The sequence below is a fragment of the Fibrivirga algicola genome (genome assembly GCF_011742925.1).
GTDB classification, from domain to species: Bacteria; Bacteroidota; Bacteroidia; order Cytophagales; family Spirosomataceae; genus Fibrella; species Fibrella algicola.
The window spans coordinates 1,125,802-1,142,173 of sequence record NZ_WAEL01000001.1 but is presented as its reverse complement, the minus strand read 5'-3'; the positions used below and the strand labels follow the sequence as shown (position 1 = coordinate 1,142,173).

18 protein-coding genes are annotated in these 16,372 nt (G+C 53.3%); 11 read left to right on the top strand and 7 right to left on the bottom strand.

Translation table 11 applies throughout. The annotated features are described in order from the left end of the window. Nucleotides 1-48: 48 nt before the first annotated feature. Nucleotides 49-1,185: an efflux RND transporter periplasmic adaptor subunit gene (locus tag F7231_RS04740; RefSeq protein WP_166691077.1), complete on the bottom strand. Its 1,137-nt coding sequence runs from the start codon at nt 1,183-1,185 to the stop codon at nt 49-51. 353 nt (nt 1,186-1,538) lie between these two features. On the opposite strand from F7231_RS04740, the gene F7231_RS04735 reads away from it, so the two are divergent. Then, the gene (locus tag F7231_RS04735; protein WP_229364969.1) at nt 1,539-2,342 is read left to right on the top strand and encodes a hypothetical protein; all 804 of its coding nucleotides are present in this window, start codon (nt 1,539-1,541) and stop codon (nt 2,340-2,342) included. A 19-nt stretch (nt 2,343-2,361) separates the two neighbouring features. Here F7231_RS04735 and F7231_RS04730 read toward each other — a convergent pair whose 3' ends face one another. After that, entirely contained in the window at nt 2,362-3,207 is an 846-nt protein-coding gene (locus F7231_RS04730) for a ThuA domain-containing protein (protein ID WP_166691076.1), read from the bottom strand. Nucleotides 3,208-3,343: 136 nt separating this feature from the next. Between F7231_RS04730 and F7231_RS04725 the strand changes: the two genes are divergently transcribed. Continuing rightward, a complete protein-coding gene (locus F7231_RS04725) occupies nt 3,344-4,699 on the top strand; it encodes a cytochrome P450 (RefSeq protein WP_166691075.1) in 1,356 nt (451 codons plus the stop codon). A 173-nt stretch (nt 4,700-4,872) separates the two neighbouring features. After that, on the top strand, nt 4,873-5,115 hold the full coding sequence (locus tag F7231_RS04720) for a TraR/DksA family transcriptional regulator (protein WP_085414457.1): 243 nt from the start codon (nt 4,873-4,875) through the stop codon (nt 5,113-5,115). Between the two features lie 46 nt (nt 5,116-5,161). Here the strand turns inward: F7231_RS04720 and F7231_RS04715 are convergent, their stop codons facing one another. The 3 genes from F7231_RS04715 to F7231_RS04705 all read right to left on the bottom strand — a co-directional run bounded on the left by F7231_RS04715 (nt 5,162) and on the right by F7231_RS04705 (nt 6,588). Then, the gene (locus F7231_RS04715) at nt 5,162-5,644 is read right to left on the bottom strand and encodes a hypothetical protein (RefSeq protein WP_166691074.1); all 483 of its coding nucleotides are present in this window, start codon (nt 5,642-5,644) and stop codon (nt 5,162-5,164) included. A gap of 121 nt (nt 5,645-5,765) precedes the next feature. Continuing rightward, complete coding sequence (locus F7231_RS04710) at nt 5,766-5,996, bottom strand: hypothetical protein (RefSeq protein WP_166691073.1); 231 nt, start codon at nt 5,994-5,996, stop codon at nt 5,766-5,768. A 112-nt stretch (nt 5,997-6,108) separates the two neighbouring features. Then, a complete protein-coding gene (locus tag F7231_RS04705) occupies nt 6,109-6,588 on the bottom strand; it encodes a nucleoside deaminase (protein WP_085414460.1) in 480 nt (159 codons plus the stop codon). 184 nt (nt 6,589-6,772) lie between these two features. On the opposite strand from F7231_RS04705, the gene F7231_RS04700 reads away from it, so the two are divergent. The 8 genes from F7231_RS04700 to F7231_RS04665 all read left to right on the top strand — a co-directional run bounded on the left by F7231_RS04700 (nt 6,773) and on the right by F7231_RS04665 (nt 13,954). Beyond that, a complete protein-coding gene (locus tag F7231_RS04700) occupies nt 6,773-7,099 on the top strand; it encodes a hypothetical protein (RefSeq protein ID WP_085414461.1) in 327 nt (108 codons plus the stop codon). Nucleotides 7,100-7,279: 180 nt separating this feature from the next. Continuing rightward, on the top strand, nt 7,280-7,723 hold the full coding sequence (locus F7231_RS04695; protein ID WP_166691072.1) for an HYC_CC_PP family protein: 444 nt from the start codon (nt 7,280-7,282) through the stop codon (nt 7,721-7,723). A gap of 73 nt (nt 7,724-7,796) precedes the next feature. After that, entirely contained in the window at nt 7,797-10,019 is a 2,223-nt protein-coding gene (locus tag F7231_RS04690) for a TonB-dependent receptor (protein ID WP_166691071.1), read from the top strand. Next, entirely contained in the window at nt 10,016-10,579 is a 564-nt protein-coding gene (locus F7231_RS04685; protein ID WP_166691070.1) for an AraC family transcriptional regulator, read from the top strand. Before F7231_RS04690 ends, F7231_RS04685 begins: the two co-directional genes overlap by 4 nt. A 118-nt stretch (nt 10,580-10,697) precedes the next feature. Next, nucleotides 10,698-11,489: a heavy-metal-associated domain-containing protein gene (locus F7231_RS04680; RefSeq protein WP_166691069.1), complete on the top strand. Its 792-nt coding sequence runs from the start codon at nt 10,698-10,700 to the stop codon at nt 11,487-11,489. 68 nt (nt 11,490-11,557) lie between these two features. Further along, nucleotides 11,558-13,093 (top strand): hypothetical protein, encoded by a 1,536-nt coding sequence (locus tag F7231_RS04675; protein WP_166691068.1) that lies wholly within the window; start codon nt 11,558-11,560, stop codon nt 13,091-13,093. Nucleotides 13,094-13,163: 70 nt separating this feature from the next. Beyond that, nucleotides 13,164-13,520: a four-helix bundle copper-binding protein gene (locus tag F7231_RS04670; RefSeq protein ID WP_166691067.1), complete on the top strand. Its 357-nt coding sequence runs from the start codon at nt 13,164-13,166 to the stop codon at nt 13,518-13,520. 77 nt (nt 13,521-13,597) lie between these two features. After that, nucleotides 13,598-13,954, top strand: a complete 357-nt coding sequence (locus F7231_RS04665; RefSeq protein ID WP_085414468.1) for a heavy-metal-associated domain-containing protein — start codon at nt 13,598-13,600, stop codon at nt 13,952-13,954. Nucleotides 13,955-14,058: 104 nt separating this feature from the next. Here F7231_RS04665 and F7231_RS04660 read toward each other — a convergent pair whose 3' ends face one another. Together F7231_RS04660 and trxB are read right to left on the bottom strand one after the other, a co-directional pair. Beyond that, nucleotides 14,059-15,111, bottom strand: coding sequence for a M23 family metallopeptidase (locus F7231_RS04660; protein WP_166691066.1), 1,053 nt, complete (start codon nt 15,109-15,111; stop codon nt 14,059-14,061). A 106-nt stretch (nt 15,112-15,217) separates the two neighbouring features. Beyond that, a complete protein-coding gene (gene trxB / locus F7231_RS04655) occupies nt 15,218-16,240 on the bottom strand; it encodes a thioredoxin-disulfide reductase (protein ID WP_166691065.1) in 1,023 nt (340 codons plus the stop codon). Between the last annotated feature and the right edge of the window lie 132 nt (nt 16,241-16,372).

The window sequence follows — 16,372 nt, the reverse complement described above, 5'->3', positions numbered from 1 at the left end:
GATTGGGGAACGAGCAGGTACGTTCTGTTGAGAAGAGAGCGGCAGCCTTCAGCGTGCCGCGGCATACATCGCCTTCAAACTATCGGTACTCATTACCTTGGGTACAATCGTCATTCCATCTCTCAGATTCTGAATGCCCTCATACACGATCCGGTCACCGGCGCGCAGACCCGACTTGACAATATAGAACTGGTCGACCCGGCTGCTGGGCTCAAAGCTCCGCGCCTTTACTTTGTTGGTCGCATCAACGATGTATACGAAGTTTTTATCCTGCACTTCAAAGACCGCTTTCTGAGGCACCAGCAAGGCATCATCCACATCGGTAGTCAGCCGGATTTTCCCGGTCGCCCCATGCCGCAGCAGTTGTTTCGGATTCGGGAAGCGCGCCCGGAAGGCAATGTTACCCGAGTTGCCTTCAAAGATGGTTTCGGTTGTTTCAACGCGCCCCTTATGACCGTAATGCGTATCGTCGGCTAGTACCAACTCCACTTCACGCGCCGTTGTCTTACCGGGATCAAGGCGTTTTTTCACCGAGTTCAGGTACTCTTTTTCCGAGACGTTGAAGTAAGCGTACATCTCCCGCAGGTCCGACACGGTCGTCAGCAGAGCACCTTCTTCGATCAGGCTCCCCTGCTTGAAGGGAATGCGATTGATCACGCCGGTAAATGGCGCACGGATGCTGGCCAGCGACACCCGAAGCCGGGCATTGTCGAGGGCTGCTTTAGCCTCGTTGATGGCGGCTTTGGCCGATTCCATCTTCGCTTTGGCCAGTTTAGATTCCGATTTGGAAATGATGTTCTTATCGACCAGCAGCTTGACTCGTTCGGTCTCTACCTCTACTGAATTAGACTGGGCAATGGCGCTCTCCAGGCTGGCCTGTGCTTTGGCTACTTCTACCTGGTATTCGGCGGCGTTGAGTTGAAATAGCAACTGCCCTTTCTGAACAGCCTGCCCCTCATCGACCAGTATTTTGTCGAGGTACCCCGCTATGCGAGCCCTGATCTCTACGTTCTGCACAGCTTCCAGATTACCGGCGTAATCACGGTCAAGGGTTGCGCTCTGATTTGATAATTGAATAACCGGAAATGCCTGTTTCTGCTCCTCTTCCTTCGTTTCGGTCTTAGCCGTGCAACCGACTACTAATGCAAACAGAAAGGAGGTAGCAATGCTTGTGTAGCCGTTCATACGTGTAGGTTGTTCTCCCTGGTTGTTGCCGCTGCGAACAGATGTTCATCCAACAGCTTGATGTCTTGGGGAGCAAAATTGACGTCTGTACATGAGCACTGGCTTAGAAAACTCTTAGAATTTCATTAGAAATAGGCCTTTTCTCTGTCTACGTCTAGGAAAAGTTCAACTCTATTAGAAATCACTACTAAGCCGTTTCGAACGACCCTTCCCGGTTGGTTTGAGAGCACGCCGCAAAACCTCCTGAGGGTGAGCTATCATCTACCTGCCAACTACCCACAATTGGCCGTACGTAACGAGCGGTAACTATTGAGCAATTTTCCGGTTATAATCTCACCAACGTTATAAAAGACATGAACCGTTTTTGGCATCTAGCACTACTCATTGGCATGACGACAGCCAGTTTATCGACCGCACTGGCACAGGCAAAAATTTCGATCAAAGAACAGACCGGACTAACGGCCAAAAAGGATTCCTCGACCGGTGCAACCGCCAGCGTCGATAAGCCGAAATCGCTCACCTTCAGTGCCTCGACCGATCAACGTTTCTTCTTTTTTAACGATACCCGCAACGATAATGGCCGCCGGGTGCCGGTTAGTGTATACGGAGTTCGGGCCGGTTTTTTGTTTCCCGTTCGCCATCCCGAGCGGGTTAAGCCGGGTGGTATGCGGGCGGCTTTCAAAACGGGCGTTGGCTTTTACTTCGTGAACCAGACACTGGATCGTCCCGGTCTGCTGCCAGGTACGTCAGAAGCTGTAGAGCGGCATTTACGCATTGTTACGGGTTATTTCGAACCCTATTTGTACCGCAAGAAGGCCATCGAAATCAGTCTTCCGCTCGAGTTGGGCTATGGCCACTCACGCTACGAAGTGGCCAGCGATCAATCAGCTGATCGGGAGGTGGCGCGGGGAATTTTCATACCGGCCGGCGTCGGACTATCGGGTTCGTACCAATTTCCTAACGTTCGCTGGTTTCGGCCATTACACTGGTTTGGCTTCAGCTTGTTGACCGGCTACCGCTTCATTCTCAAACGCGACGTACCCGAAAGTCAAGTCAATTACTCGGGCTTCTACGTATCGGTTGGTCCATCATTTTTCCTCGAAAATCTGACCTCCGATATCAATTACTGGCGAAAGAACCGGAAGAAGAAAAAGTAAGGCAAGTACCCCAACGCCCTTACGGCTTGCGCTTACCGCGACCCAGCCACAGCAGGCTATTAAGAATGAGCCTGTTCTGACTCGGGTTACCGAACGATGATGACAACTCCCTGCTGGGCTTCTGGGTATAATCAATGTCGTTATGGCCCATGTTGAGGTAAATCATCCGATAGTTTCGGTTAGTCCACGCTACCGGGTAATAGCCGCTATGCCATATCTCGTGGGGCTTTGGACCGGTCCCCAGCGGAAAACTGGTGGAGTCGATAGCCAGCAGAATGGTTATGTCAGGGTTTTGGCGCAAGTCGTTCGACCAGCGGTACCATTCGTTGGGCGCCGACGTAAACGTACCGGACAGCCCCTTCACCACTGGATGGGCAGGTGCCTCCACCCGCAGCACCGCCGATGTTGGTCGCCAGGTATTGCTGGCATACGACCCCGACCCCAGGAAGTGCTGATGGTACCAATCCCAGTTTTGTGGGTACGTTGAAGGCGTCAGGGCAAAGGCGGCAAAGTGAAAACCCAGCCATCCACCGCCCTGCTTCATGTAGGTTTCAAACGCCATCCGCTGAGCCGGTTCGTCGGGGCGTGTATCGAGGAAAATGACTACCTGGTAACTAGCCAGAAAACCCGCGTTCAACTTGTTCCAATCGGCTGTAGAGTCATACCGAAACCCGTGCGCCGCGCCCATCGCCGCAAACCAGCGGTTGGCTTCGTGCACAAAGCTGATGTGCGCCTGATCATTTTTTGCCGTGTAAAAGGCAATGACGCTGAACGCCGGGCGTTTCGGACCCGACTGCGCGCTGACCGACAGGCTGCCAAACGCCAACAGAAACGCGATAGTACACAGACGAATAAGCGTATGCATAAGCAGGAAGAAACTACCACCGAGACAGCCCGGCCTTTGTTGGCGTAGCTCTATCGGTAAGTAGCGCAGGTATGTTGTCTACTAGGAATGGGCAACACAGTTAGGCAATTGGTAGCCGATGCCGGATATTTGATGTATGGAAACCCTCGTCCCTGTACATCCCGGCCTACCCCTGCTGGGCAACGCGCTGTCACTAGCGCGCGACCCACTGGGGTTGTTCACTAAACTGCACCGCACCTATGGCCGTGTAGTCCGCATCAGCATTGGCGGTCGTCGGCAGTACGTGCTCTTTCAGCCCGAGGATGTGAAGCATGTCTTGCAGGAAAACAACCGAAACTACGTGCGGTCGCCGGCTTTCATGGTGCTAAAGCGATTCCTGGGCGAGGGGTTGCTAACCAGCGACGGCGATTTCTGGCGAAAACAGCGTAGGCTGGCCCAACCGGCTTTCCACCGGCAAAAGATTACGATGCTGGCCGAAACGATGGTGCAGGAATCGGCCGCCTGGGTAGGTGACCTGCGCCAACTCGATCTCTCGAAGCCGGTCAACATCTCGCAGTCGTACATGGACGTGACCATGCTGATTGTCTGTAAAACGCTGTTCAGCACCAACGTAGAAGGTAGGCTCGATGGTCTGTCGCACTCACTGGAAACCCTTAACGTTCTGGCCAACAAGGCGTTGTTGTCACCCATTAAGGTGCCTCGTACCTGGCCAACGCCCAACAATATCCGCTACAATCAATCGCTGGAGCGGGTGAACGCGCTGATTTACGAATTCATTCATACCCGCAAACAGACCGGCGACCGGCACGACGACCTGCTCGATATGCTGTTGCATGCCACCGATGAAGACACGGGCGAAGGCATGTCGGAACAGCAACTGCGCGATGAATGTGTCACGCTGTTTACGGCCGGGCACGAAACCACCGCCGTGTCGATGGCCTGGCTAACGTACCTGCTCGCCCAGCACCCCGACGTAGTGACCCGCCTCCGCACCGAAGCCGATGCGGTACTGGGCGACAACGTACCCGGCAACCTGCCACCGGTCGCAGCCTTTCGGGCGATGCCCTATGCGTTGCAGGTGGTGCAGGAAGCGCTGCGGCTCTACCCACCCGCCTGGGCGATGAGCCGCATGGCGCTGGCCGACGATCAGATTGGCCCTTACCGGATTCCGAAGGGCGATACGGTGGTGGTGAGCCCTTATTTACTGCACCACGACCCCACCAACTGGCCCGACCCCGACCGCTTCGACCCCGACCGCTTTGCCGAAGGCCGCGACAAAGACCGACCGACCTATGCGTACCTACCGTTCGGCGGTGGGCCACGCCTGTGTATCGGCAATCAGTTTGCGCTGATGGAGATGCAGATTTTGCTCACCTTCTTCGTCCGCACCTTCGATTTTCAGCTCGTCAACGCCGCCGCCATCAAGCCAAAGCCACTGATTACCCTGCGCCCGAATCGCCCTATTCAGGTTAAATTAACACCACGCAGCTGATGATCCGGGCAGGGTTTTCGTTGGTATAGCTCACCGTGCTACAGGAGAATCATGTCAATAAAATAAATAGTCAACTTCTTAATATTCAGTTGGTTAAACTCGCCACTACCCCTAACTGGAAGGCACTAATCGTACCGTTGACTTGTTTAATTAATAAGCAACAACTCAACGATATGTACTGTATTAAATGTGGTAATGAGATTCCTGAAGGTCGGTTGAAAGCGGTTCCGGGTACACGTACCTGCGTACGCTGTTCGTCGGCGCAGCGGGTAGCTGGTTTTCCCATGATCACCGGCAAAACCGAGTATTCGGCGTTGCAATTAATGTCGCAGGCCGACGCGCAACGCCTCCATAAAATGGGCGAACGACGCGGCACAGGTGCCTCGACATTCATGAAACGCGAGAAGCGGACGTAGTTGTTACAGAATCAGCCGCCACCAGAAAGCCGCACATGCGCGGCTTTTATCGTTTCAATTCGTTCAAGCTCCAGTTAAGCCCGTTGAATAAGGCCTCTTCACCGATTAGCCACTCTCGCTCATCTGATGGCCGAAAGACTGCCCCGGTCTGAACAATACACGCATCAAGTTTTGACTTGGTAATGCCGCCCTGCAATTCAGTAGCATAAACTACTTTCATATTATACCCCCGCTTTACCTTCTCCAGCGACACTCCACCGATATATTGATCCGACAGATCGAACACCAAAAAGGTGCGCTGCCCTTTCTCTAACGCCTGTATCCTGACAATCCAGTACTCAATTAGTGAGGTGACTGCGAAAGAAAGCTGGCGGTCTTCGTCTATATTCTGAAGGTCCGTTTCGGTCAGTTCCAAAAAGTCATACAGGTAATAACTGTCTGCCACTGCGAGGTGGCTAATCATCACATCTATTTTTAGAAACAAATCGCGATGCCCCCCGCCCTCTCTATCAATGAATACCCGAAGCATGTTGCTACTGACGCCAGGCCAGCGATCTGATTAATGTACACGGATGCCCTATTCGGCACAAGTATATGGAGCAACCGGACCTTTCTAAAGCAAATGCCATTTCGCCTATCTAGTGGGCTGGTCAGACTGCTTCTGCAGCTTTTTTTGTGTCATTTTCCCGCCGCATCTTTGACACCCACATCAAAACAGACCAGACAACGGTGATGCCGAAGACCAGTAGCATCAGTCGGTAGTAGTCCTCCAGATAGGCATGAAAGTACGTACCTACAAATAGGTAGAAAGAACCTATGGCAATTTTGAGGGGGACTAATTCCGCGTTAGTCCATGTGGTTTTGGCGTTTAAAGTGTTCATGGCAAGATCGCGTTAAGGGGTGTATTACTCCCTCAAAAGTGCCCATCATCAGCCTTCCCCTGACTGATAATAGGCACTTTTTCGCTTGATTCTTGTCACAGCCAATGGGTTGTCAGTAAGCCACTTTGTCGTGCTTATCGGCCCATTCAACAAACACCGTTCTGGCTTCATGCTGTAGCGCCTGTTCCGTCGAAATTGAGCGGTGCGAATAGGGCTTCGCTAATTCTGCATAAATAAATGAATCGTCGAAACCGGCAACGGCTGCGTCGGTATGTTGGGCGGCGTACACTACCCGTTCCGGACGAGCCCAGTAGATAGCGCCAAGGCACATGGGGCATGGCTCACAGGAGGTGAAAAGCGTACAGCCGTCGAGTTGAAACGTACCTAGCTTTTTGCAAGCTGCCCGAATCGCCATCACTTCGGCGTGAGCCGTAGGGTCGTTGGTTGAGGTTACGCAGTTGCTACTTTCGCCAATTACTTCGCCGTCTTTCACGACCACAGCTCCAAACGGACCGCCGCGCCCTGTTGTCATTCCCTGCCGCGCCAGCGCAATGGCGCGGCGCAAAAACTGTTCGTCCTGTTCACTTATCATAGGTACATTGAGTAGATAATCACTCTATTCAACGGCTCTCAAACTGGCTTTGTTTTGTGCGATTTGGGCCGTTGGATTGAAGAATAAGCGGTTTGGGCTACCCCGTTGTTATATGTACACGAACGGTTTACTCGTTGATTGACGAACTGCTCACTTATTCACATTTAACTCATTATCAATTGATATGAAAAAGAAACTGCTGTTTAGTCTGGCTATTTGCCTGACTCTTTCTGCTGGTGCTTATGCACAGACAACCACTGCCGAACGTAAAGTTGAAAATACGGCTCAGGATGTAGGTAACGCTGCCGAAAAAGGTACGCGCGCTACTGGCCGGGCTGCCGTAAAAACGGGTCGTGCCGTTGGTCAGGCAGGTAAGGCAACTGGTCGGGCTGTAGGCAACGCAGGCAAAGCAACCGGTCGGGCTGTGAGCACTGCTGCCAAGGCAACAGGCCGGGGCGTGAAGAAAGCCGCACAAAAAACGAAAGACGTAGTAACAGACGACAATAACTAGTCGAACCTGTTTTTTGCACGATGTGGTCATCGGGAAACGCTGTTAGCCGCTCAGGCTGGCTACGAATTCCTGGTGACCACATCGTTTTTAGCGACCACCAAGCATAGTCAGGTGACGCTGATGGGAACGTGTTGCTGTCTGGCACTTGTTTTGATCCCAAAAGGCATAGACCTTTGCTACATGAAACTCGCGTTGATCCGTTTCCTGCACCTGTTCATGGCTGTTGTCGTGCTGCTCAGCAGCATGGGCTTCGGGCTGGTCGAACATACGTGTCAGCTTCGGGGAAAACGCGTTTACTCGGTTCACGAAAGTAGACCGGGTTGTAAACTCTGTCAGGCACGTACCCAACCGACCGATCATTACCCGTCGATAAGCCGTACTGATTGCTGCAAAGATGAAGCCCGCTACAACAAGGTAGAAACCGGGTCGTCGCTGAGTCAGCAGCTGATTAAATTCATTAAGACGATTGGTGAACAGTATGGGGCTGGTGTAGCCACTTTGTTTACTACCCTCTTCAACTGGGCATTTGTGCAGCAGGCCAACGTACCGGTTGCCGCTTACGCTTCACCTCCTCCCCTCTCCGGACGCCATTTACTAGCGTTTGTACAATCTTTTCTGATTTAGGCTGATCGATAATTCTGCGCCCCGATTCCAACACTGAGTCGGGCTTTTGGCATTCATCTCATCAGACATAATCATGATCAGACTTCTTATTATCAGCTTACTATGCCTGCCTTTTCTGGCGCAGGCACAAAAACTCTCAGGCCGGGTTCAGGCCCTTGAAAAAGGGCAGCCCGTACCCCTTCCCGGCGCATCTGTTTACTGGACAGGCGGCATCAATGCAGCGGCCGCCGATTCACTGGGCCGCTTCACTATCGATTCTACAGGTGAGACCAACCGACTCGTTGTCAGCTTTGTAGGCTATCAGCCCGACACACTTACAATCACCAGTTTCGCGGCGGTGCTGACCGTTACCCTCAAGGCGACGCAACAATTAAACGAAGTGGTTGTCACGGCCAACAACACCCAGATAGACCGGCTGAATCCCATTCAGACCGAAGTGCTGACCCAGCGCACGCTGGCAAAAGCCGCCTGCTGCAACCTGTCGGAAAGCTTCGAAACCAATGCGGCGGTAAGTGTTTCCTACGCTGATGCAGTGACGGGTGCCAAACAAATTCAGTTTCTGGGTTTGGGTGGACAGTACGTACAAACAAACGTCGAAAACATCCCGACCATCCGGGGGCTGGCTACCACGTTCGGCCTCAACTACATTCCGGGTACGTGGATCACCAGCATCGATATTGGTAAAGGGGCGGGCTCGGTCGTGAATGGCTACGAAGGCATGAGCGGACAGATGAACGTGGAACTGCAAAAACCCGAGTACCGGGGCGAGACCAAACTCCCCAACCTGCTGCTGAACGGGTATGTAAACGCCTTTGGCCGCGTGGAAGGCAACGTTAACTATTCGCACGCCCTATCTGACAAATGGAGCATTGGCGCACTCGGACATGTTAGTAGCCTGAAAACGGAGCTTGACCAAAACGGCGACAAGTTTCGGGATCTGCCGCTGTACACCCAGTACAACGGGGTAATGCGGGCCAAATACAGTTCAGAGCGCTGGATGGCTCAGTTTGGTGTGAAGGCCCTGTCGGAAGACCGCGATGGGGGGCAACTTAGCAGCGTGGGGCAATACCGGTATGCGTTTACCAACCGCACGCAACGGACAGAACTGTTCAGCAAAACGGCCCGTCTCTTCCCCGACAAACCCTACCGCGGCCTGGGCCTGATTCTGAACGCTACCTGGCACAACCAGGAATCGACGTTTGGACTGCGCCCCTACACGGGAAAGCAGCAGTCGCTCTACGGTAACCTGATTTACCAGACCATTATCGATAATACCAACCACACCATAAAAACTGGTGTCAGCTACCTGCTCGACGATTACCGCGAACGGTACGTAGCCCAACCCCTCGACCGGTTCGAGTCGGTACCGGGTGCGTTTTTCGAGTACGCCTACACGTACCCGGAACGCTTTGCGCTGGTGCTGGGCAATCGCCTCGACGCGCATAACCTGTATGGGCTACAATGGACGCCCCGCCTGCACCTGAAGTACCACGTTCATGGGCAGATCACGTTGCGGGCGTCGGCGGGCCGTGGATGGCGGGTACCGAACCAGATTGCCGAAAACTACGGCTACCTAGTGTCGTCACGGGGAGTGTTCCTGAACCAGAATGTACGGCCCGAGATTGCCTGGACCTACACCGCGGGCGTTACTAATGAGTTTTTGCTCTTTGGCAAGAAAGCTACGCTTACCGTTGATGCCAGCCGAACCGATTTCCAGAATCAACTGGTGGTTGACGCCGATCAACCCCGGAGTTTGCTGTTTTACAACCTATCGGGCAAGTCGTTCGCCAACAGTTTTCAGGCCGAACTGACCGTTTCGCCGTTCAAGCGGGCCGAAGTGAAAGCCGCCTACCGGTTCTTCGATGCCAAGCAAAGCATGGGTGCGCCACTAGGCGAGAGCGTGCTGATGCCCCGCATGATGGTCAGCCGCGACCGCGTGCTGCTCAACGCGGCCTACGCCCTCCCCTACGACAAGTGGAAATTTGATGCGACCCTGCAGTGGAACGGCCCCAAACGCCTGCCCGATGCCGATGAGTCTCACACCCACGCGACCTACTCGTCGATGGTCTGGTATTATTCGCCTTCGTTCGTAAACCTCAATGCCCAGATTACACGCAGTTTCCGGCAATGGCAGGTATATCTGGGTGGTGAGAACCTGACCAATTACCGCCAGCCAAGCCCCATCATCGGTGCGGCCGACCCATTTGGTACCAACTTCGATGCGGCCGGACAAAACTGGGGGCCGGTGACCGGGGCCATGATCTACGCCGGTTTCCGTTTCACGCTGGAGCCATGACGGAACTACACATCAAAGGCATGGTCTGTGATCGCTGTCGGCGTACGGTTGAACGAGACCTGAAGCAACTGGGGCTGGAAACCGGCACCGTTGAGCTGGGTCGGGTTGAAGTGGTGACTTGGCCCGATACTGTGAGTCGCGACGCTATTCGTGATACCCTGCGCACCGAAGGATTCGACCTGATCGACGACCCGAAAAGTAGCCTCGTCGAACAAATCAAGCTGTTGCTGGTCAATGAAGTACACCACGTTCACAAACGGCCCGACAGCCAGAATATGTCTGACTTTCTGAGCCAGAAACTGGGATACGACTATTCATACCTGAGTCAGCTTTTTTCGTCGCAGGCGGGCACTACTATCGAGCGGTTTCTGATTGCGCAGAAAGTGGAGCGGGCTAAGGAACTGCTGCAGGACGGGCAACAGACGATTGCCGACATTGCCTACGAACTGGGGTACAGTAGCGTACCTCATTTCACGAATCAGTTTCGGAATCTGGTGGGGCAAACACCCGCCCAATACCGCAAAACCCCCACAGGGCGGCAAGCACTGGATACGGTCTGAGCAGTCAAAAATGATGTAAGTCGGGCGCAGAATTCTGTAAGATTTCGGCCCAATGAACAGGCTACCTTTGTTTCGTCGATGCGTGACTTGTTCTACTCGACTATAGACACCGATACCAATGATTCATACCTATAAACTTGACGGCATGCATTGCGGCTCCTGCGTAGGGCGGGTGCAGGAAGCCCTTCAGGACGTTGAGGGCGTTAAAAAAGTAGCCGTTTCGCTGCAACCGCAGGAAGCAGTTGTCAGCATGAGCCGACACATTGACACCGCCGTACTCGACCGCGCCGTGCGAAAAGCCGGTGCCTATTCGCTCACCGACGAAGTACAGCTTATTGACACGATGGGCGGCCATACGGCGCATCAGTCGCAGAAGATAGACGTGATGACGTCACCAGCCTCGCAAGCAGCCACCGAGGAACTGGCCGAGCCGTCGGTGACAACGTACAAACCGCTGCTAATAATCCTGGCTTTTATTCTGGGCGTTACGGCGCTGGTTGAAGTGCGTGTGGGTACGTTCGATACAATGCGGGCGATGAGCACGTTCATGGCGGGCTTCTTTCTGGTCTTCTCGTTTTTCAAGATGCTCGATATTAAGGGCTTTGCCAGCAGCTACCGAATGTACGATATTGTAGCCAAGGCCATTCCCGGTTATGGGTTCGTGTATCCGTTTATTGAGCTGGCCCTTGGCGCGGCCTACCTGACGGGCTTCAACCCGATGGTGACCAATTGGGTTACGCTGGTTGTCATGAGCATCAGCCTGATTGGCGTGGTGCAGAGTGTGTTAGACAAACGTAAAATACGCTGTGCCTGTCTGGGCTCCGTATTTAATCTGCCCATGACCACCGTAACCATCATCGAAGACAGCCTGATGATTGGAATGGCGGCGGTTATGCTGGCGACCCTTTAAGTCAATACCTGAGTCGGTGGAGAGTTGCTTTGCCGGCTCAGGCTTTCTGTTTTAGTACTCAACACCCTATGAAAAAGACGCTTTTTACCCTGATGCTGGCCCTACCGTTTTGGCCGACAATGGCTCAGCACGAGCAGCATACCGGCCATAGTATGCCTATGCCGGCCGACACAGTAAAGCCCAAAAAAGCCGCTGGCACTACCCAGTCGAAAACGCAGCCCGCGCCCAAACCGAAAATGGACCATAGTCAAATGGATCACAGCCAGATGGACCATAGCGGAATGAACCATGGTAGCATGAACAGCATGAATCACGGGTCGATGGACGGAATGAACCATAGTTCGGCGAATCCGGGGAGCGTGACGTTTATGCCAATGGGCAGCATGTCGCACTACCTGTCGCGGAACCTGCCTATGAACCGCAATGGTTCAGGTACGTCCTGGATGCCCGACAAAACACCCATGTATGCTTACATGGCCCATTCGCCGGGTAGCGGCAAGTGGATGTATATGCTGCATTACAGTGTTTTCCTGCGGCATACCAATCAAAGTTTCAACAACCCCGGTAAGCGCGGTCGCGAAGCCCGAATCGATGCACCCAACTGGGCAATGGGCATGGCTCAGCGTACTGTGGGTAAGAAAGGGCTGTTCACGGCCAAGCTGATGATGTCACTCGATCCGCTGACGGTGGGCAACGGGGGTTATCCTCTGCTGTTCCAAACGGGGGAGTCGTACCGGGGCGAACCGCTGGTAGACCGGCAGCACCCGCATGACCTTTTCTCTGAACTGTCGGTGTCGTACAGTCACGCCTTCAGCCGGGATGCCGATGCCTTCGTATACGTTGGCTATCCAGGCGAACCGGCATTGGGCGCTCCTGCGTTTATGCACCGGATTTCGTCGTTTAACAATCCCGATTCGCCCCTCAGCCACCACTGGATCGATGCCACGCACATTACGTTTGGTACCGCTACGGCTGGTTTCCGGTACAAGATCGCCAAAGTTGAATTCTCGCAATTCACCGGCCGCGAGCCCGACGAGTTTCGCTATAATTTCGACAAACCCCGTTTCGACAGTTATTCGTATCGCCTATCGGTAAACCCCACCCCGGGGCTGGCGCTACAGGTGTCGCAGGGTATGATCAAGAACCCGGAGGTACTCAATTCACATGGCAGCGTACGCCGCACTACAGCTTCCGTCCTGCACAGCACCTCGTTTGGGTCGGGTGATCGCTATATGACGTCGGCGTTGATCTGGGGCGTGAATAACCACGATGGTGTAAACGAAAACGCGTACCTGGCCGAAACAAGCCTGCAACTGGGTCGATTGGCGCTGTATGGTCGCTACGAAAACGTAACCAAATCGCTGGACGAGCTGGTACTGCCCAATACAACCAGCACCAATCCAAACGAGACGTTGGCAAACGTTGACAACCTGACCCTAGGAACCAACTGGCGGTTGCTTCGCATGGCCAATACCGATTTAGCCATTGGCACCCAGTTTACCGTTGGCTTTCCCAGTCAGCAGCTACGTTTCTATTACGGAGATGCCCCGCTGTCGGGTCAGGTTTATCTCCGCTTAACACCCGCTCTCCTGGTTACGCGGTAACCCATTGTAGCCAGCGAGCCAGTCAACTTAATGCCTTATTTCATCCGTTTCACCAAAACCAGTAACCGTTATGACAACTACAAATCATGCCCACGGCCACGCCGACACTTGTTTTGAATGCGCCGAAGCGTGCGAGCGCTGCGTAACCGCCTGTATCGAGATGGGCGATCGGGACAGCATGCACCACGACATGACCGCCTGTATCAAACTCTGCCGCGACTGTGCCGATATTTGCACACTGTGCGGCCGGCTCGAAGCACGGGGGTCACAGTTCATGAAACAGTACATGCAGCTTTGCGCCGATGTGTGCGAGGCCTGTGCCACCGAGTGCGAGAAACACGCCGATCACCATGCACATTGCAAAGCCTGCGCTGAGGCATGTCGCCGCTGCGCTGCTGAATGCCGCGAGATGGCGAACCAGATGTAAGCTCTTGCTTGTTAAGTAACTAACCTACCAATTAAACGAAACGCCTTTTCGCTAGTCTTACTTAAAAACTACTTTATATGAACCGCAACTTGTTTTTCAGCGGCCTGATGGCCCTGACCCTGACCGGAACTACCCTGCTGGTCGCTGACGATAAAGACAAAGAAGTGAAGATTAAAACGTCGGCGGTGTGCGAGATGTGTAAAGCCCGGATTGAGCGTAATCTTGCTTTTGAAAAGGGCGTGAAAGAAGCCAATCTGGACGTTGACACGAAGGTGGTCACCATCAAGTACAACGCGGCTAAAACAGACGTGAGTAAGCTGAAGGCGAATATCACCAAAACAGGCTACGATGCCGACGAGGTGACTGCCGACCCAAAAGGATACGCAAAATTGCCAAGCTGCTGCAAGAAAGGCGTAGCAACGCACCACGATTAAGTTACAAGTTCACTAGTCGATTACGACAGCGGCTCCGACTTCTTACCGGTTCGGTAAGAAGTCGGAGCCGCTGTCGTAATCGAATTAGCTACTTATTGTCTGTATCAGTTCACGCGTAACTTCTGACCTGCCCGGATGCGCGATCGCGAAGACATGTTATTTTTTTCAGCCAGTTTACTGATCGAAAGTCCATAACGACCCGCAATAGACGACAGGGTTTCACCCGAACGTACCTTGTGCAGTACGGTACGCTTTATTTTCGGTTTAAACGAAAGATCGGTTGACCGGCTACCGCCCCGCAGGTGGTCCCAAACGGCGGGCGTTAGCAGGAAATGATCGGCGATAATCGTATTTGCCGGAAAGCTGTAGATATTGATCGGCGCAAATGGGTTCCCCTCGTACCGGGTCTCAAAATGCAGGTGAGCACCGTAGCTGCGGCCGGTATTCCCCCCCAACCCGATTTGATCGCCTGCTTTAATAAGCTGGCCTGATTCAACAAGTTGCTTAGACATGTGGCCGTATAGCGTTTCTAGACCATTGTAGTGACGCACCAGCACGTACCTGCCGTAACCGTTGCCATCCCAGCCTACCACGCGAACAATGCCATCAAAAGCCGCATAGACAGGATCGCCCGTTTCAAGATCGAGATCGACGCCGGTATGCCAGCGGCCCCAGCGGTAGCCAAACTGAGATGTTAGTTTCCCTTCATTGAGGGGAGCAGACCAGTAATGATTGGATTTAGGATCGTAGAGTTTCAGATCGACAACCTGATCGAAGTCACGCGGGTCGATGTTGTACGGATCGATGCTGCGGGAGTCCCAAACAGCGTAATAATCAGCGATTTTTACCCACTCATCGCCAACCTGCATAGAGTCGATAACCTCGTTGACGGTAATCTCTCCTTGATCGATAGTGCTGGTATCTTCACTGACAACCGGGTTCAGCTCTTTTTTGGGCTCAAACTGGCTGTTGAAGCGAAGCTGGCTGTTTTCCTGCTCGAAAACCTCCTCGGCCTTTTTCTGGTTAGGCGACGGCGCGTTCGACTTTGTTTTCGGCGTAAACTTTGTGTCGTTTTTAAAACGCCCTCTTTCCTGCGCGGTTACGGTCGCGCACAGACAACTCATGGCCACCAGCCATGTCAATGCTGTTTTTTTCATTCAACGATCTAAAAATGAAACGAACAATAAACGCAGACAACGGGGCTACAAGTAAGGCTGTAGGGCCGGGTTGTCTGCGTTTGCTGTCCATTTCGTGTATAGTAGGTTAGCTTATAACCGGCTCGCCGACGGACAAGTCGACACCCGTTGTCACTTCATTGACACCAGCTGGCTGCTCCTGCATTTCCAGTGTCACCAGATACCGTTCAGCATCAAGCGCGGCCATACAGCCAGTGCCAGCCGCCGTAATAGCCTGCCGATAGATATTGTCCTGAGCATCGCCACAGGCAAACACGCCGGGAACGTTGGTCCGGGTGCTACCTTTCTCGGTGATAATGTAACCGTGATCGTCGAGCGTCAGATACGACTTAAAGATATCCGTGTTGGGCTTATGACCAATGGCCACAAAGAAGCCGGTCACGTCAATAACGTGTTCTTCACCAGTTTGCGTATTCTTCAAACGGGCACCAATGACTTCATTATCACCCAAAATTTCGAGTGTGTCAGTATGCCACAGAATCTCAATGTTTTCCTTGGCTTTTATGCGCTGCTGCATGAACCGCGACGCCCGCATTTCACCCCTACGTACAATCATATACACCTTACGGCACAGGTTCGAGAGATAGCTGGCTTCTTCGGCGGCGGTATCGCCCGCGCCAACGATGGCTACGTCCTGGTTCCGGAAGAAAAATCCGTCACAAACGGCACAGGCCGACACACCGTGACCGTTCAGGCGCATCTCTGACGGGAGACCCAGCCATTTAGCCGATGCTCCGGTTGAAATGATGACACTGTCGGCGGTGATTTCATGCTCTTCGTCTACCCACACGCGGTGCGGACGGCCGGGCCCCGGATTTTCGGCAAATTCAACTTTGGTGACTAACCCGTAGCGAACATCTGTGCCAAAGCGGCGGGCCTGCGTTTCCAGGTCCTGCATCATCTGTGGGCCCTGAACACCTTCCGGATAACCGGGAAAATTGTCAACCTCGGTAGTGATAGTCAGTTGTCCGCCCGGTTGACCACCCTGATACAGGACAGGCTTGAGGTTAGCGCGCGACGCATAAATAGCGGCAGTATATCCAGCAGGGCCGGAGCCAATGATCAGACAATGAACGTGTTCGGGAGTCATATAAATGCAGTTGTATCTCTAGTTGAAACGGGCCTGTAAACGGTTACTCGCCTACATTACCGTTAAGTAGAGAACACGTGCAAAGGTCAAAAAAATTCGCTACAAAGCCAAGTCTACTAGTCTACTGACCAA

What these genes read in the sequence shown, in the direction of transcription:
- F7231_RS04740 (WP_166691077.1), bottom strand. Translation starts at nt 1,185, where the DNA reads ATGAACGGCTACACAAGCATTGCTACCTCCTTTCTGTTTGCATTAGTA.
- F7231_RS04735 (WP_229364969.1), top strand. Translation starts at nt 1,539, where the DNA reads ATGAACCGTTTTTGGCATCTAGCACTACTCATTGGCATGACGACAGCC.
- F7231_RS04730 (WP_166691076.1), bottom strand. Translation starts at nt 3,207, where the DNA reads ATGCATACGCTTATTCGTCTGTGTACTATCGCGTTTCTGTTGGCGTTT.
- F7231_RS04725 (WP_166691075.1), top strand. Translation starts at nt 3,344, where the DNA reads ATGGAAACCCTCGTCCCTGTACATCCCGGCCTACCCCTGCTGGGCAAC.
- F7231_RS04720 (WP_085414457.1), top strand. Translation starts at nt 4,873, where the DNA reads ATGTACTGTATTAAATGTGGTAATGAGATTCCTGAAGGTCGGTTGAAA.
- F7231_RS04715 (WP_166691074.1), bottom strand. Translation starts at nt 5,644, where the DNA reads ATGCTTCGGGTATTCATTGATAGAGAGGGCGGGGGGCATCGCGATTTG.
- F7231_RS04710 (WP_166691073.1), bottom strand. Translation starts at nt 5,996, where the DNA reads ATGAACACTTTAAACGCCAAAACCACATGGACTAACGCGGAATTAGTC.
- F7231_RS04705 (WP_085414460.1), bottom strand. Translation starts at nt 6,588, where the DNA reads ATGATAAGTGAACAGGACGAACAGTTTTTGCGCCGCGCCATTGCGCTG.
- F7231_RS04700 (WP_085414461.1), top strand. Translation starts at nt 6,773, where the DNA reads ATGAAAAAGAAACTGCTGTTTAGTCTGGCTATTTGCCTGACTCTTTCT.
- F7231_RS04695 (WP_166691072.1), top strand. Translation starts at nt 7,280, where the DNA reads ATGAAACTCGCGTTGATCCGTTTCCTGCACCTGTTCATGGCTGTTGTC.
- F7231_RS04690 (WP_166691071.1), top strand. Translation starts at nt 7,797, where the DNA reads ATGATCAGACTTCTTATTATCAGCTTACTATGCCTGCCTTTTCTGGCG.
- F7231_RS04685 (WP_166691070.1), top strand. Translation starts at nt 10,016, where the DNA reads ATGACGGAACTACACATCAAAGGCATGGTCTGTGATCGCTGTCGGCGT.
- F7231_RS04680 (WP_166691069.1), top strand. Translation starts at nt 10,698, where the DNA reads ATGATTCATACCTATAAACTTGACGGCATGCATTGCGGCTCCTGCGTA.
- F7231_RS04675 (WP_166691068.1), top strand. Translation starts at nt 11,558, where the DNA reads ATGAAAAAGACGCTTTTTACCCTGATGCTGGCCCTACCGTTTTGGCCG.
- F7231_RS04670 (WP_166691067.1), top strand. Translation starts at nt 13,164, where the DNA reads ATGACAACTACAAATCATGCCCACGGCCACGCCGACACTTGTTTTGAA.
- F7231_RS04665 (WP_085414468.1), top strand. Translation starts at nt 13,598, where the DNA reads ATGAACCGCAACTTGTTTTTCAGCGGCCTGATGGCCCTGACCCTGACC.
- F7231_RS04660 (WP_166691066.1), bottom strand. Translation starts at nt 15,111, where the DNA reads ATGAAAAAAACAGCATTGACATGGCTGGTGGCCATGAGTTGTCTGTGC.
- trxB (WP_166691065.1), bottom strand. Translation starts at nt 16,240, where the DNA reads ATGACTCCCGAACACGTTCATTGTCTGATCATTGGCTCCGGCCCTGCT.